General features: G+C 72.3%; 10 protein-coding genes and 1 pseudogene. 7 read left to right on the forward strand and 4 right to left on the reverse strand.

Annotation, left to right across the window (positions count from 1 at the left end):
* Window positions 1-98 precede the first annotated feature (98 nt).
* Window positions 99-4,421, reverse strand: a complete 4,323-nt coding sequence (locus ACIBL4_RS00825; RefSeq protein WP_399405094.1) for a helix-turn-helix domain-containing protein — start codon at window positions 4,419-4,421, stop codon at window positions 99-101.
* A gap of 99 nt (window positions 4,422-4,520) precedes the next feature.
* On the opposite strand from ACIBL4_RS00825, the pseudogene ACIBL4_RS00830 reads away from it, so the two are divergent.
* The 5 genes and pseudogenes from ACIBL4_RS00830 to denD all read left to right on the forward strand — a co-directional run.
* Window positions 4,521-4,610: pseudogene (locus ACIBL4_RS00830) on the forward strand (TetR family transcriptional regulator); the annotation flags it as partial.
* Window positions 4,611-4,922: 312 nt separating this feature from the next.
* Window positions 4,923-5,054: a hypothetical protein gene (locus ACIBL4_RS00835; RefSeq protein ID WP_399405096.1), complete on the forward strand. Its 132-nt coding sequence runs from the start codon at window positions 4,923-4,925 to the stop codon at window positions 5,052-5,054.
* A 103-nt stretch (window positions 5,055-5,157) separates the two neighbouring features.
* Entirely contained in the window at window positions 5,158-6,279 is a 1,122-nt protein-coding gene (locus tag ACIBL4_RS00840; RefSeq protein ID WP_399405098.1) for a PP2C family protein-serine/threonine phosphatase, read from the forward strand.
* Window positions 6,280-6,578: 299 nt separating this feature from the next.
* On the forward strand, window positions 6,579-6,734 hold the full coding sequence (locus tag ACIBL4_RS00845) for a hypothetical protein (RefSeq protein ID WP_399405100.1): 156 nt from the start codon (window positions 6,579-6,581) through the stop codon (window positions 6,732-6,734).
* Between the two features lie 22 nt (window positions 6,735-6,756).
* Window positions 6,757-7,803 carry a D-erythronate dehydrogenase gene (gene denD, locus ACIBL4_RS00850; RefSeq protein WP_399405102.1) on the forward strand — a complete coding sequence of 349 codons (1,047 nt, stop codon included), beginning with the start codon at window positions 6,757-6,759 and terminating at the stop codon, window positions 7,801-7,803.
* Window positions 7,804-7,855: 52 nt separating this feature from the next.
* On the opposite strand, the gene ACIBL4_RS00855 is transcribed toward denD, so the two are convergent.
* A complete protein-coding gene (locus tag ACIBL4_RS00855) occupies window positions 7,856-8,977 on the reverse strand; it encodes an aromatic ring-hydroxylating dioxygenase subunit alpha (RefSeq protein ID WP_399405104.1) in 1,122 nt (373 codons plus the stop codon).
* A gap of 194 nt (window positions 8,978-9,171) precedes the next feature.
* Between ACIBL4_RS00855 and purU the strand changes: the two genes are divergently transcribed.
* Both purU and ACIBL4_RS00865 read left to right on the forward strand, forming a co-directional pair.
* Window positions 9,172-10,044, forward strand: a complete 873-nt coding sequence (gene purU, locus ACIBL4_RS00860) for a formyltetrahydrofolate deformylase (RefSeq protein WP_399405106.1) — start codon at window positions 9,172-9,174, stop codon at window positions 10,042-10,044.
* A 103-nt stretch (window positions 10,045-10,147) separates the two neighbouring features.
* Complete coding sequence (locus ACIBL4_RS00865; RefSeq protein WP_399405109.1) at window positions 10,148-10,939, forward strand: IclR family transcriptional regulator; 792 nt, start codon at window positions 10,148-10,150, stop codon at window positions 10,937-10,939.
* Window positions 10,940-11,146: 207 nt separating this feature from the next.
* Here the strand turns inward: ACIBL4_RS00865 and ACIBL4_RS00870 are convergent, their stop codons facing one another.
* Together ACIBL4_RS00870 and ACIBL4_RS00875 are read right to left on the reverse strand one after the other, a co-directional pair.
* Complete coding sequence (locus tag ACIBL4_RS00870) at window positions 11,147-11,752, reverse strand: sarcosine oxidase subunit gamma (protein WP_399405111.1); 606 nt, start codon at window positions 11,750-11,752, stop codon at window positions 11,147-11,149.
* The gene (locus tag ACIBL4_RS00875; RefSeq protein ID WP_399405113.1) at window positions 11,745-15,317 is read right to left on the reverse strand and encodes a sarcosine oxidase subunit alpha family protein; all 3,573 of its coding nucleotides are present in this window, start codon (window positions 15,315-15,317) and stop codon (window positions 11,745-11,747) included. Before ACIBL4_RS00875 ends, ACIBL4_RS00870 begins: the two co-directional genes overlap by 8 nt.

Below are 15,317 nucleotides of genomic sequence, written 5' to 3' on the forward strand. Positions count from 1 at the left end.
ATTCGCGGCACCGCCGACGGGACGCCGCGGTCGTTCTGGTCATGGAGCGTGCAGGTCAGAGGCGTTTTTCAGCGACCCGGAAGGGCGTGTGAAAAAAATCAATCCCCACAGACGGGCTCGTACGGCGCGTCAGGGACGTAGGTGCGCCACTGCGCTTCGGTCAGGCCGCCACCGGTACGGGCGCAGATGGTGCGGACGGCCTGGTCCGGGGCGACGGGGAAACGCTGGAGCGGCACGTACGGGCCGCTCGCGTACACCGTGCCGCCGTCCTCGGCGAAGGCGAGGGACCGGATCTCGTCGCCGGGTGTGGGCAGGTCCGACCCGAGGAGCTGCCGGCCCTCGGTGTCCCACAGCCGCAGGGTCCCGTTGGCGCCGCCCACGGCCAGGGTGCTGCCGTCGGACGAGAAGGCGAGCGCCTTTACCGCCTCCGGCTCGCCCTCAAAGACCGTGTCGGAGGTGCCGGTCAGCGCACCCGCGCGGTGCCGGAGGCCGCCGTCCCAGAGCGTGACGTGCCCGGTGGTGTCGCCGACGGCGAGCCGGGAGCCGTCGGGGCTGAAGGCCAGCGCGGTGACCTCGCGGCCGTCGGCGAGCGCCCGCCCGGTGACCTTCCCGGACACCGGATCGGCGTACTGGTCGTCGGAGCCCACGAGCAGACGTCCGTCCGGCCGTAGCGCCAGCGCCGCGGCGGACGGACCGGGCATGGCCCGCGACCGCCGATGGGTCCGGGTGTCCCAGACCTCCGTCGCGGAGCTGCCGGCGGCGTCGCGGACGGCCAGCAGCGTGCGGCCGCCGGGCCCCAGGGCGAGGGCGGTGGCCGGGCGGTCCGCCGCGCCGGAGGTGTCGAGGACCGTACGCACCCGGTGCCCAGCCACGTCCCACACCGTGAAGCGCAGCCGCAGCGATCCGTGCGACGACACGGTGTCGGCGACGGCCAGCGCACGGCCGTCCGGGCTGAACGCCAAGAGCGGGGTTTCCTCGTCGGACAGGTTCGACAGCGGGCCGAGCGTGGCGTGGGCACGGACGGTGCCGGTGCGTGTGGAACGCAGCTCGAAGCCGTAGCGGCCACCGGACCGGGTGACGGTGGCCAGAGCGGCACCGTCCGGGCTGAGCAGGCTCCCGTCGGCCGGCGTGCTCTGCCACCGCGGGGCGAGACGGTCGGTCAGGTCGAGGGTGTGGACCGTGGCGCCGTCGAGGTAGCGCAGGAGGCGACGGCTGCCCGCGTCCCAGGTCAGTCCCCTCATGTCCGCACCGGACAGCGGCCGGTGGAAGACCTGGGTGCCGCCGGTGGCCAGCCGCCATACGGCCAGCTCATGGTCGTCCGCCGTGGCCAGGAACTCCCCGTCGTGAGAGAGAGCCGCCTGCGTGAAGCCGGCGTCACCACCACTGGTGAAGTCGTCGAGTGTGCGGCCACTGACAACGTCCCACACCACGGCTGTCGTGCCGTAGACGGCGGCCAGCCGCTTGCCGTCCTGGCTGAACCGCAGCAGGCGCGAGCCGCCGTCCGCGCCGGTGCCGGTCCCGCACAGGGTCTTGTCGGCCTTCTCCCAGTCCCCCGGCAGTCGCTTTCCGCCGGCTGCGTCCCACATCTGGAGCGGCCCGTCGGCTGGGCAGAGGGCGAGCAGGCGTCCGCCGGCGCCGACGGCCCCCGAGGAGAGGGGGCGCGGAATGCCGGTGCTGAAAACAACCCTGCCGTCGTTCGCCCGGTGCAGCCGGACCGTGCCCGGCCCGTCCAGGGAACCGGTGAGGTACGCGCTCCCGTCGTCCGCGCTGCCCTGCAGCGACCCATCGCCCAGATCGGCGGCGGGCCTGCCCCGGGGAAGGCTCCACAGTTTCTCGTCCCCGTCCGGCCCCATGACGTCGAGGAAGCGGGAGTCGGGACCGGCAGCGGCCACTTCCGTACCGCTCGGCAGGTGGTGGGTGGCGGTGACCGTGTGGTCGGCGACGTTCCGGACGGTCACCGTGCCGTCGTCGACGCTGAGCAGGGTCCGGCCGCCGTCGGTGAGGAAGCGCCGGACGTCTCTGCCGACCCGGGGGTCGGTGAAGGCGTCGCGTTCCGGTTGCGCCAGAGCACCGAGCAGCGCCGAGCGGGACTCGGTGAGCGGGGCCGTCCGCCACGCGGCGGCCCCGAGCAGGGCGGCCGTGCGCGGATCGGTGGACCGGAGGCTGTCGGCCACGGTGGCCAGGCGGCGGGCGGTGGCCTTGGCGGCCTCTTCCTCACTCACCCGGTCACGCTGCCAGGCGACCAGGCCGGCGGCGAGCGTCAGCACGAGGCCCACGGCCAAGCCGACGACCAGGAACCGCGTCCGCCGAGCGGCACGGCTCTCGCCCTCCCTCTCGGCATCCCGGGCGGCGAGCGAAGCGGCGAGGAAGGCGCGTTCCAGGGGGGTGAGGTCGTCGTCGGGCTCGGCCGGTCGGGCGTGGTCGTCCTTCGGCTCAGTGGGTCGGGCGTGGTCGTCCTCCGGCTCAGTGAGCCGGGTGTGGTCGCCGTGCGACTTGGCCAGCCGGGGGTGGTCGCCGTCCGAGTTGGCCGACCGGATGTGGTCACCGTCCGATTCGGTCGGCCGGGGGTGGTCGCCGTCCGAGTTGGCCGACCGGATGTGGTCACCGTCCGATTCGGTCGGCCGGGGGTGGTCGCCGTCTGTCTGACCCCGCCGGGTGATGTTGCCGTCCGGCTGGACCGGCCGGGCGGGGCCGTCGTCCGACTCAGCCGACCGCGGATGGTCGCCGTACGGCCGAACCGATCGGGCGCAACCGTCGCCCGGCCGGTCCAGCCGAGTGGAGCCGCCGTCGGGACCAGCCAGCCGAGTGTGGCCGCCGTCCCCCTGAACCGGCCAGGTGGAACCACCGTCCGGCTGAACGAGCCCAGTGAGCCCACGGCCCCGCCGAACCGACCAGAAACGACCACTAGGACCACCACCCCGCCGCACCAGCCCAGTGACCCCACCGCCCCACCGAACCGCCCACGCCGGACCACCGCCCCGCCGAACCAGCCCCGTGACGTCGCCGTCCCGCTGCCGCGCGAACAGTTCCTCCGCCCGGGACAGCCGCGTCCCCCGGTACAGCGCGCCGGGGTCACGTTCCAGTTCCTCCCAGCCGCGCGCCGCCTCCCCGAGCCGGCGTTGCGCGCGCAGGCGGTCGCGGCCCTCCTCGATCCAGCCGGCCAGGCGCGGCCACCCGGTGATCAGCGCCTCGTGCGCGAGCTCCACCGTGTCGCCGTCCAGGGTGACCAGACGGGCGCCGGCGAGGCGCTCCAGCACGTCCCGCGCACCGCTGCCGAGTTCGGTCCGGGATGCCGGACGGCGAGTGTCGGCCGTGCCGTCGCCCGGCGCGATCAACCGCAGCAGAATCCGCCGGGCAATACGCCCCTGCGCCGCCGACAGTCCGCCGTACACCTCCTCGGCAGTGGCGGCGATCGCGCCGCGTACGCCGCCCGTCTCCTCGTACGCCGCCACGGTCAGCATCCGGCCGCGACGGCGCCGCCAGGTCTCCAGCAGGGCGTGCGAGAGCATCGGCAGCGCGCCCGGCTGGTCGACGACTTCGTCGATGATCCGAGCGGTGAGAGCACGTTCCACGGTCAGGCCGGCACAGGCGGCCGGCCCGGTGATCACCTCGCGCAGTTCGTCCCGGCCCAGCGGCCCGACCAGCAGGTTCGCCCGGCAGACGGCCTCGGCCAGTTCACGGTGGTCGGCGCAGTGACCGTAGAAGTCGCCGCGGACCGCGACCACCACGCGCAGCCGGCTCTCCGGCCGCGAGGCCGCCAGCAGCAGAGCGAGGAACCGGTCGCGTTCCGCGCGGTCGTGGCACAGGGTGAACAGTTCCTCGAACTGGTCGACGATCACCCAGGTCTCCGCGTCGCCGTCGCGCGCGACGAGCGCCTGCTCGTGCGTGCGCGCGGGCCGCTCCCCCGGTGTGAGCACCCGGATCACCGCCGGCCGCTCCGCCCCCGCCGCCTGCCGCAACCGCAGAATCAGTCCCGCCCGCAGCAACGACGACTTACCGCTGCCGGACGCCCCGAACACCGCCGCGAACCGGTGCTCGCGCACCAGCCCCATCAGGTCGGTGACGAGCGCCTCCCGCCCGAAGAACAGATCGCTGTCGTCCGGCTCGAAGCGGGCCAGCCCCCGGTACGGCGGCCTCTCGTCCGGCGCGGGCCCACGGACCTCGGCGTCCGTCGCCCGCCATCGCCGCTCCCACTCGTCCGGATCGCCGTTCAGCGCCTCGGCGTAGGCGCGCACCACCGCCAGGGACGGCAGCTGCTCACCGGCCGCCGCCTGGGACACCGCTGTGATCGAGTAGCCGGCCCGCTGGGCGATCTCCCGGTACGGGGGCTTGCCGGCCTTCTCCCGAAGCACCCGCAGATCGTGCGCAAGCCGCTGTATCGGACCGGCGTCGGGGTCGACCGGCTTCTCGCGTCGCCCCACCGGGACACCTCTCAAACACGCAGCTCGACGAACAGGCGTTCAAGTTACGTTTTCGCCCCATCTCTCGCAATCTCCGCGTGAGCGCAAGCCGAGAACGGCTACGCCAAGGCCTCCCAGCGGGACATCGCGGAACGGGCCGGCATCACCCACGCCGGACTCCTCCATCATTTCCGCAACAAGGACGAGATCCTCGCCGAAGTGCTCGCCGAGCGGGACTCCGAGGAGTGGCAGCACGGCGCCGCACAGGTCGACAGCGTCGACCAGCTCGCGTCCCTACCTCGACGAGCTCATCCGCCACCACCAGAAGGCGCCCGAGCTGATGCGCCTGTGGATCGAACTCGCCGCGGCGGCCTCCCGCACGGATCACCCGGCCCACGCCTACTTCGTCGAGCGTTACGAACGCGGGCGCACACAGTTCGCCGAGGGATTCCTCGACAAGGCGGCCCGCGGCCGGCTGCGCGAGGGGGCAGCCCGGCGGGCGCCGCGGCTCTCTTCCACGCCGTGCTCAACGGCCTCCAGTTACAGTGGGTCCTGGACCAGGACCTCGACATCATCGGACCGGTCAACGACTTCGTCCGTCTGCTGCTCGACCAGGGCGACGGAGGCGACCGGGACGACCGGGAAAACCAGTAAGGGAAGCGCCACCCGGGCGGACAAGAGCGCGGCGGGGCGCCCGCCCGCGAGCGCCGGGCCTGCTTAACGTACGGGAGAGATCACGAGCTGCCCGGGAGTTCCCATGATCGACACCCGCCGGAGAAGGCCGTCGGACGCCCTCGAGGCGATCGAGCCTCCGGGCAACCTGGAGCTGGCCGCCGGCGTGGTCGCGGTGACGGCCCTGGTGGAGATCCTGGGCGCCCTGTCGGGGTCCGCGGTGTGGCTCCTCGGCCTGCTGGTCTTCCTCCCGGGTACGGCGTCGGCGCTGTGCACCGCCGCGCAGACGAGGTTCGTCGCCGCCTGGACCACGGTCATCGTCACCCTCACCGTGCTGCTGCGCGGCAGTGACGTGGGCCGGTCGCTCGACCGCGCCCTGCTGGTCCTGCTGACCCTCGCCCTGGGAGTGACCTCCGTCTACGCCTGCCAGCGCCGCATCAGGCGCGAGCACGAGATGCTCCGCCTGCGCTCCACCGCCGCCGCCATGCAGCGGCACATCCTGCGCCCCCTGCCCCTGGTCACCGACGACGTCCTGGTCAACGGCGTCTACGAGCCCCTACAGGAGGACCGGCTTGTCGGCGGCGACATCTACGAGGTCGTCGCCTCGCCCTTCGGGACCCGGGTGCTGATCGGTGACGTGCAGGGCAAGGGGCTGGCCGCCGTGGGGGCCGCGTTCGCCGTGATCGGCGCCTTCCGCGAGGCGGCCCACCGGGAACTCACGCTCACCGCGCTCGTCGACACGCTGGACGCCTCGGTCGTCCGGCACAACTCCTACGCCGAACAGAACGGCGACGACGAGCGGTTCGTCACCGCGCTCGTCGTCTCCGTCGACGCCCACGCCGAGGCGCAGATCGTCAACTGCGGGCACATCCCGCCCCGCCTGATGCACGATGGCGTCGTCACGGTACCGCCGCTGGAGTCCGGTGTGCCGCTCGGTCTCGCCGAGCTGGCCTCCGAACCGACGACCGTGGGCTGGTTCGACTTCCCGGCCGGGTCCACCCTGTTGCTGACCACCGACGGCCTCACCGAAACCCGGGCCACGGAGGGCACGTTCTACCCGGTCGACGAACGGCTGACGGAACACCTCGCCCTCTCCCCCACCGAACTGCCCCGGGCCCTGTACGAGGACGCCCGCGCCTTCGCCGGCGACGTCAACCAGCACGACGACGTCGCCGTCCTGACCGTCCGCCGCTCTCCGTACCGCTGATTAGGTCCTGGAGCCGGCATGCCGAGGTTCGCAGCGAACCTGTCCCTGATGTACCCCTGTACCCCGAGCACGACTTCCGCGACCGCTTCGCCGCGGCCTCGGCGGACGGCTTCACCGCCGTCGAATACCTCTTCCCCTACGCGTACGACGCCGAGGAACTGCGCCGCCGGCTCGACGACCACGGCCTCGGTACGCCCCTCCCGGAGCGTGGGAGTCCGGAGAACGCGGGATCAGGCGACCTCACCACCCTCCGCCGCGACCTGCCGACCGGCCGGGTCGGTCATCTGCAGATCGCGGGTGTGCCCGACCGGCACGAGCCCGACCGGGGCGAACTCGATGTGAGTCACCTGCTCCGTGTCGTCGACGACCTGGGTTTCGACGGGTGGACCGGCTGCGAATACGTCCCCCTCGCCGGCACGAGCGAAGGCCTCGGCTCGCTGAGGGACTACCGTTGAACGACTACCGAGGGGACACCGCATGAGGATCGTCATCACGGGCGGCTTCGGCTTCCTTGGACGACAGGTCACCGGCACCCTGCTCAGGACGCGGACCTTCCGCGGCGCACCGATCGACCGGCTGGTGCTCGCGGACCGGATCGTGCCGCCCGGTGCCCCGGAGACGACCGACCCGCTCGTGGAGACGGTGCGGGGTGATCTGGCCGAGTGCCTCGACGACGTGTTCGCGGAACGGGTGGACGTGCTGATCCACCTCGCCGCCGCCGTCTCGGCCGAGTGCGAGGCCGACTTCGACCTGGGCATGAGTGCCAATCTGGACACCACCCGCGCGCTGCTCGAAGCCGCCCGGGCGCAGTCGGCCGCCGGCGGGCCCGCACCGCGCCTGGTGTTCGCCAGCAGTGTGGCGGTCTACGGCTCCGACCCGGCGCTGCCGCTCCCGCCGGTGGTCGGCGAGTCGACGCTGCCCACGCCCCGCTCCAGCTACGGCAGCCAGAAACTCGTCTGCGAGCAGCTCGTCGCGGACTACACCCGCCGGGGCTTCCTCGACGGGCGCGTGGCCCGTCTGATGACCGTGTCGGTGCGGCCCGGCAAGCCGAACGCGGCCGCCTCCGGCTTCCTGTCCGGCATCATCCGCGAGCCGCTCGCGGGCCTGCTCGCGGTCTGCCCCGTGCGTCCCGATCTGCGGGTGGCCCTGGCGTCGCCCCGGCGCACGGTCGAGGGGATCCTCCGCATCGCGGAGGCCGAGCGCGGTACCGGGAGGGGCCGGTTGGAGGGCGGACTGCCGGTCAACCTTCCGGGGCTCACGGTCTCGGTCGCCGAGATGCTGGCCACGCTGCGGCAGCTTGCGGGCGACGTCGTCGCCGACCTGGTGACGATCGCGCCCGACCCTGATATCGAGGCCATCGTGGGTTCGTGGCCTTCCGTCTTCGACCACACGCGGGCCGCGGCACTCGGGCTCCGGCCCGATCCGGACTTCGCGGCGGTGGTGCGGGACTACGTCGCCGACCACCGTGACGCGGTCCTGGTCGACGGGCCGCTCACGGCGGGGCAGCCGAGCGAGGGTCCATAGAAAACCTTGCTTTCCAAGGTGGGAGGGCGTCACCGGTCGCTGCCAGGCCGGGCTACTCCGACAGCGCGACCTGGACCCAGTCGTGGAACTCGCCGATGTGGTGCTCGCTGGGGACCAGGACGCCGCCCTTGGCGTACAGCCGGGAGCTCATCGCGGGCTGGCAGCGCTCACAGGCGTCGAAGTCCTGCCGGTTGACGCGGTCGAACAGCTCGACCGACCGGCTCACGTCCCGGCCGCTCTCCACCACGCCCTTCAGGTACAGCCAGTCGCACTCCACGATCGTGCGGTCGACCGACACCGGGAACATCCGGTGGAAGATCACGTGGTCGGGGACCAGGTTGATGAACACCTGCGGGCGCACCGTGATCGCGTAGTACCGGCGGTCCTGTTCCTCGGAGACAGTGGGGATGCGGTCCAGGCCCTGTGAGCCGTCCACGGTGAAGCCCTGGACGTCCGAGCCGAACTCGGCGCCGTGCCCCACGTAGAACTGCGCCGCGTAGCCGTCGGCGAACTCCGGGAGGACCTCCGTCAGCTCGGGGTGGATCGTCGCGCAGTGGTAGCACTCCATGAAGTTCTCGATGATGAGCTTCCAGTTGGCCTTGACGTCGTAGACGATCCGCCGGCCGACCTCCAGGCTCTCGACGTCGTACCGCTCGATGGACTCCACGTCGCCCAGGCGGGCGACCACGTCCGCGATCACCGACTGCTCGAACGAGGGCGGGTTCTCGGCCAGGCACACCCACACATAGCCGAGCCACTCGCGTACCGCCACGCTCGCCAGGCCGTACTCGGTGCGGCCGACGTCCGGCATCCTGGTCAGGTTGGGGGCCGCGACCAACTTGCCGTCGAGGCCGTACGTCCAGGCGTGGTACGGGCACTGGAAGGCCCGCTTCACCTCGCCGGACTCCTGCGTGCACAGCCTCGCGCCCCGGTGCCGGCACACGTTGAAGAAGGCCCGGACGGAGCCGTCCCGCGACCGGGTCAGCAGGATGCTCTCCCGCCCCACGTCCACGGTCCGGAAGGCGCCCGGCTTCGACAGTTCCGACGCGCGTGCCGCGCAGAACCACATGGATTCAAAGATGTGCTCCTGCTCCAGGCGGAAGATCTCCGGGTCCGTGTAGTGGTCACCGGGGAGGGTCGCGATCAGGCTCTCCGGCAGGCCGGTCGTCGTCATGGTTCACCTCGGAGTGAAGCGCCTCGGGGCAGGCGAGTGGTTGCCTCATGTGCAACGTGCTGCTTGCTACGCAACTCACGGTGCAGTCCGTCCGAAGCGCTGTCAAGCCCTTGACCGCGGACCGCCGCAGCCAGGATCATGTTGCGTATCAGTCAGCTCGTTGCGTAATACGCACTTCCCTCCGGGAGGGCTCCGTGTCTCTTCGACCCACAACCGGCCGCGAGTTCGTCCTCACCTTGTCGTGCCCCGACTGCTCGGGCCTCGTCCACGCCGTCACCGGCTTCCTGGTCCGGCACTCCGGGAACATCCAGGAGAGCCAGCAGTTCGACGACCGGCTGCAGGACCGCTTCTTCATGCGGGTGCACTTCGACGTATCGGAGCCCGGCACATCGCTGGAGGACCTGAAGTCCGGCTTCGCGCAGGTGGCGGAGGCGTACCGCATCTCCTGGCAGCTGTACGAGGCGTCGACGCCGACGCGCACGCTGATCATGGTGTCGAAGTTCGGGCACTGCCTGAACGACCTGCTCTTCCGCCGGCGCACCGGCGCGCTGAACATCGAGGTGCCGGCGATCGTCTCCAACCACCGCGACTTCGAGCCGCTCGCCGAGAGCTACGGGATCCCCTTCCACCACGTGCCCGTCACCAGGGAGACGAAGCCGGAGGCGGAGGCGCGGCTGCTGGAGCTCGTCGACGAGCTGGACATCGACCTGGTGGTCCTCGCCCGCTACATGCAGATCCTGTCGAACGACCTGTGCAAGCAGCTCGAGGGCCGGGCGATCAACATCCACCACTCGTTCCTGCCGAGCTTCAAGGGCGCCCGCCCTTATGTCCAGGCGTACGAGCGCGGCGTCAAGCTCGTCGGGGCGACGGCCCACTACGTCACCCCGGACCTCGACGAGGGCCCCATCATCGAGCAGGACGTCATCCGCGTGAACCACTCGCAGGGGCCCGACAGCATGGTCGCTCTGGGGCGCGACGTCGAGGCGCAGGTCCTGGCGCGGGCGGTGGAATGGCACAGTCAGAGCCGCGTCATGGTCAACGGCAACCGCACGGTCGTCTTCCGGTGAGGAATCCCCTGAGGTATCGCCTGAGGAATCCCCTGAGGAATCCCCTGAGGAAAATCATTCCCACCCCCTCACACCTGTTGCCCAGTTCACCTAGGGTTTCGCCATGAGCAACCACGGCGCTGAGACCTCAGGCGCTCCGAGTGGCGGAGTGCAATCCGTTGACCGTGCTGTCGCCGTGCTGGAGATCCTCGCCCAACACGGCGAGGCGGGCGTGAGTGAGGTGGCCGCGGCGATCGACGTCCACAAGTCCACCGCTTTCCGTCTGCTCGGCGCGCTGGAAGCCCATGGGATGGTCGAGCAGGAGAGCGACCGGGGAAAGTACCGTCTCGGCTTCGGCGTCGTACGCCTGGCCGGTGCCGTGACCGGCCGTATCGCCGTCACCAGGCACGGGCGCGGGATCTGCGAGCGTCTCGTCGACGACGTGGGCGAGACGATGAACATCGCCGTGCTCGAGGGCCACCACGCGATCAACCTCTACCAGGTGCGCGGCTCGTCGGCCATCGCCGCGCAGAACTGGGTGGGACGGCTGACGCCGCTGCATTGCACGTCGAGCGGCAAGATCCTCCTGGCCCACCTCGCCCGCGAGGAACGTGACGCGCTCCTCGCCGAGGCCGGCCTCCCCCGTCTGACACCGCGCACGGTGACCTCCAGGAAGAAGCTGGAGGCGGACCTGTCCGAAGCCCGTGAGCAGGGCTATGCCATCACGCTGGAGGAATACGAGGAGGGTCTCAACGCCCTGTCCGTCCCCGTGCGTTCGGACGGCGGCGAGGTCGTCGCCGCCCTCAGCGCGTCGGGGCCGGCCTTCCGGCTCACCGTGGAGCGGATGCACGAACTCGCGCCGCTGCTGGTCGCGGGAGCGGACGAGCTCGGCCACCGTCTCGCCCATGCGGACTGAGGTTCACGACAAGCGCCGAACAGGCCCCTCACGACAAGCGACGAGCGGCGGGGGGGGGGGGGGGGGGGGGGGGGCCCCCCCCCCCCCCCCCCCCGCCCCCCGCGCCCCCCCCCCCCCCCCCCCCCCCCCCCCCCCCCCCCCCGGGGGGGGGGGGGGGGGGCGGGGGGGCCCCCCCCCCCCCCCCCCCCCCGCTTCACGCTGCCCGCGTCAGCCCGTCCACTCCACGGCCGCGTCCAGCAGCCAGTCCGTCAGGTAGCCGGCGAAGGACGAACGGACCAGCACCCAGAACCCGGCCCTGGGCTCGTCACGGGCGACCAGGACGACCTGGGCGCGGGCCAGGTTCGTCTGGGCGCAGCGCCCCGGGCCGAAGAGCCGCGGGTGAAGATCGAGCGAGCAGCCGTGGGCCAGCAGGTCGCGGGCCCGGGGGCCTGCGACGAGGAGCGTGGTGCGCTGAGCCGAGACATCGATGACGGACACGGGCTCCTCGCCCGCGGCCTCACGGATCCGGCTCTCCAGGTCCCGCCCACCGCCCGGCGGTCCCACCACGAGCCATTCGTCGGGGCCGAGCCACAGCGCGGTCAGTTCCCCGGCCCGGACCACGGTGCCGGGTTCGACGGGGAGTGGGAGCCCCAGCGCCAGCCCCACGGCGTCCGCCGCGGCTCCCTTGGGGTCGAGACGCACATTGATCTGGGTCAGGAAGGGCAGTTCCGCCAGCCGGATCGCGCCCCCGGAGGCGCGGGTCGCGGCGGCCAGCCGGCCGGCGGCATGCGACAAGGGGCTGCGGAGCGGGGTGGTAACGGCGGTGTCAGCCATCGCGGCGGGCTCCTTCGGGGTCGTAGAGGACGGGGCTCGCGACGGTCACCGGGACCAGCCGGTCGCCCACGGGGGCGTAGAGGCGCTCACCGATGCGGTCCCGGCCGCCCTTGACGAGCGCCAGGGCGAAGGTCCGGCCGAGGGCCGCGCTGCGGTAGCTGGAGGTGACGTGACCGAGCATCGGGACGGGCGGCGCGGGCAGCACACTGCCGGTGACCAGGTGCGTGCCTTCGGGGAGGAACGTGCCCGGGTCCTCCGGTAGCAGCCCGACCAGGTGCTTGCGGTCGGGGCGGGCGGTGTCGGCGCGGGCGAAGGAACGCTTGCCGATGAAGTCCTTCTTCTTCTTGGACACCGCCCAGCTCATGCCGAGGTCCTGCGGCGTCACCGTGCCGTCGGTGTCCTGGCCGACGATCGGATAACCCTTCTCCGCGCGCAGGACGTGCATGGTCTCCGTGCCGTACGGGGTGATGCCGTACGGCGCGCCGGCCTCGTACAGCGCCTCCCACAGGGCGAGGGCCTCCCACGGTGACACGTTGATCTCATAGGCGAGTTCGCCGGAGAAGCTGATCCGGCACACGCGCGCGTCGATGCCGGCGACGGTCGTCTCGCGCCACGCCATGAACGGGAAGTCCTCGTTGGCGACGGCGAGTCGGGGCGCGAGCGAGCCGAGGACCTCGCGGGAGCGCGGGCCGACCAGGGCGACGGTGGCCCACTGTTCGGTCACCGACGTGCAGTGGACGCGCAGTTCGGGCCACTCCGTCTGGAGCCACTCCTCCATCCAGTCCAGTACGGCGGCGGCGTTGCCCGTCGTGGTGGTGACGAGGTAGCGGTCCTGGTCGAGGCGGATCACCGTGCCGTCGTCGAAGACCATGCCGTCAGGGCGGCACATCACGCCGTAGCGGATCATGCCGACCTTCAGCGTGCTCATCATGTTGGTGTAGAGCAGGTCGAGGAAGACGCCGGCGTCCGGGCCCTGCACGTCGATCTTGCCGAGGGTGGAGGCGTCCATGAAGGCGACGCCCTCGCGGGCGGCTGCGCACTCGCGCAGTACGGCCGTCTCCATGTCCTCGCCGTCCTGCGGGTAGTACCAGGGCCGCTTCCACTGGCCGACGTTCTCCAACAGGGCGCCGTGCGCGACATGCCACTCGTGCAGGGCGGTGGTGCGGATCGGGTCGAGCAGGGCACCACGGTCGCGGCCGGCGAGGGCGGCGAAGGAGACGGGGGTATACGGCGGCCGGAAGGTGGTGGTGCCGAGCGCGGAGATGTCCACGCCGAGCAGTTCGGCGACGACGCCGCTGGCCAGGACGCCGGAGGTCTTGCCCTGGTCGTTCGCCGTGCCGGCCGTGGTGTAGCGCTTGGTGTGTTCCACGGAGCGCATGCCGGCACCGGTCGCCCGGGCCAGGTCGTCGACGGTGACGTCGCGTTGCAGGTCGACGAAGCGTGGGGCGCCTTCGCGGCCCGGGACGGTGAAGACCCGCATGGGCGGCGTCTGCGGCGTGCCGACCACCTGGGGCGGGTGGGCCTCTTCCGGGGTGCAGCCCTCGGCCTCGATCGCGCGGGCTCCGGCGGCGGCCCCTTGCGCGAGAACTCGCGCCAGGTCGAAGACGCCGCTCGCGCCGCCCGCGACCTCGACGGCCTGACGGCAGGTGTCGGGGACGAAGGTGCCGAGTTCCTCGTCGTGGCGGAGCTTGCCTCCCGCCTGGCTGAACAGGTGCGCGACCGGGTTCCAGCCGCCTGAGACGAGGAGCAGGTCGGCGGCGAACTGGCGTCGGCCCGTTGTCTCGCCGTACGGGGCGACGGTCACGGCCGTGAGGCGGGGAGCGCCTTCCGTGCCGGTGACGGCGTGGCCCGCCAGCACCTCGATGCCGGCCTGCCGGGCACGCTCCGCCCACTCCCCCGGCTCGGCGCGCGTGTCGACGACGGCCTCGACGGCGACGCCCGCCGCGGCGAGGTCCAGTGCTGCCGCGTAGGCGCTGTCGTTGGTGGTGAAGACGACCGCGTGACGGCCGGGCAGGACGCCGTGGCGGTTGACGTAGGCGCGGGCCGAGGCGGCCAGCATCACGCCGGGGCGGTCGTTGTCCGCGAAGGCCAGGGAGCGTTCGTGCGCGCCGGTGGCGAGGACGACCCGGCGGGCGCGGATGCGCCAGACGCGTTCGCGGGAGACGTGCTCCGGGGCCTCGGCGCCGAGGTGGTTGGTGCGGCGCTCCACGGCGAGGAGGTGGTTGTCGTCGTAGTAGCCGAAGACGGTGGTGCGGCGCAGGACGCGTACGTCGGGGGCTGCGTCGAGTAGGGCGGTCGTGTCGTCCACCCAGTCGAGGAGTTCGCCGGTGCCGAGGAGGCTGCCGCCGGGTTCGGGCTGGTCGTCGGCGAGGATGACGCGGGCGCCTGAGCGGGCGGCGGCTGCCGCTGCGGCGAGGCCTGCCGGGCCCGCGCCGACGATCAGGAGGTCGCAGTGGGCGTGTACGGCGTCGTAGCGGGCCGGGTCCGGGGTGGTGGCGAGGCGGCCCTGGCCGGGGAGGCCGGTCGCGGCGAGGCCGTCGTAGAGCTCGACGGTGGTGGCGGGGAGCATGGGCTCGGGGAACGGGGCCTCGATCTGGACGACCGCGTTGGGTTCCTCGGCGCCGGCCGAGAAGATGCCGCGGGGGCGGCCCAGTTTGATGCTGGTGCCTGTCTGGATGACGCCGTTGGCGAGGAGGGCGGAGGCGAGGGTGTCGCCCTTGTAGCCCTGGTATGCGGTGCCGTCGAAGGTGAAGGTGATCGGGGTGTCGCGGTGGATTCGGCCGTGGGTGGGGTGGCGGAACGGCTGGGTTTCCTCGCCCCCGCCGCCCCTACCCGTCCCATCCTCCAGGGGCTCCGCCCCTTCGACCCCGCTGGGGGCTGCGCCCCCAGACCCCCGCGGGGGCTGCGCCCCCTGCACCCCCACCGGGGCCGCCGCCCCAAGCCCAGACACCGGGGGCTGCGCCCCCTGCACCCCCACCGGGGCCGCCGCCCCAAGCCCAGACACCGGGGGCTGCGCCCCCTGCACCCCGACCGGCGCTGCCGCCTCAAGCCCGGACACCGGGGGCTGCGCCCCCTGCACCCCGACCGGCGCTGCCGCCTCAAGCCCGGGCCCCCGCGGGGGCTTCGCCCCCTGCACCCCCGCCGGGGCTTCCGCCCCGGACCCCGCTTCGGCCTGAACGGCCTCGTCCTCAAACGCCGGACGGGCTGGTTGATCCGAACTCGCCTGGAAAGTGGCCGGAGGCGAGTCAACAGAGCCCGCACGCGATCCAACAGTGCTCGCACGCGACTCCACCGTTTCCGGGCGCTCCTCCCCCGCCCGGTACACCGTCAGGATCTCGTTCGTCGACGTATCCCGCACCGCGTTGAACCAGCGGCGGCAGCCCGCCGCGTGGGTCCAGCGTTCGGCGAAGGGGCCCCGGGGGTTGTCGCGGAAGAAGAGGTAGCGGGCCCACTCCTCGTCGGTGAGGGAGGACGGGTCCTGCGGGTACGGCACGTGGGCCTGGCCGCCGTAGTGGAACTCGGCCTCGTCGCGGGGCCCGCACCACGGGCAGGGGATGAGCAGCAT

Origin of the sequence: Streptomyces sp. NPDC050416 (genome assembly GCF_044458845.1) — a bacterium.
Lineage (GTDB): Bacteria > Actinomycetota > Actinomycetes > Streptomycetales > Streptomycetaceae > Streptomyces.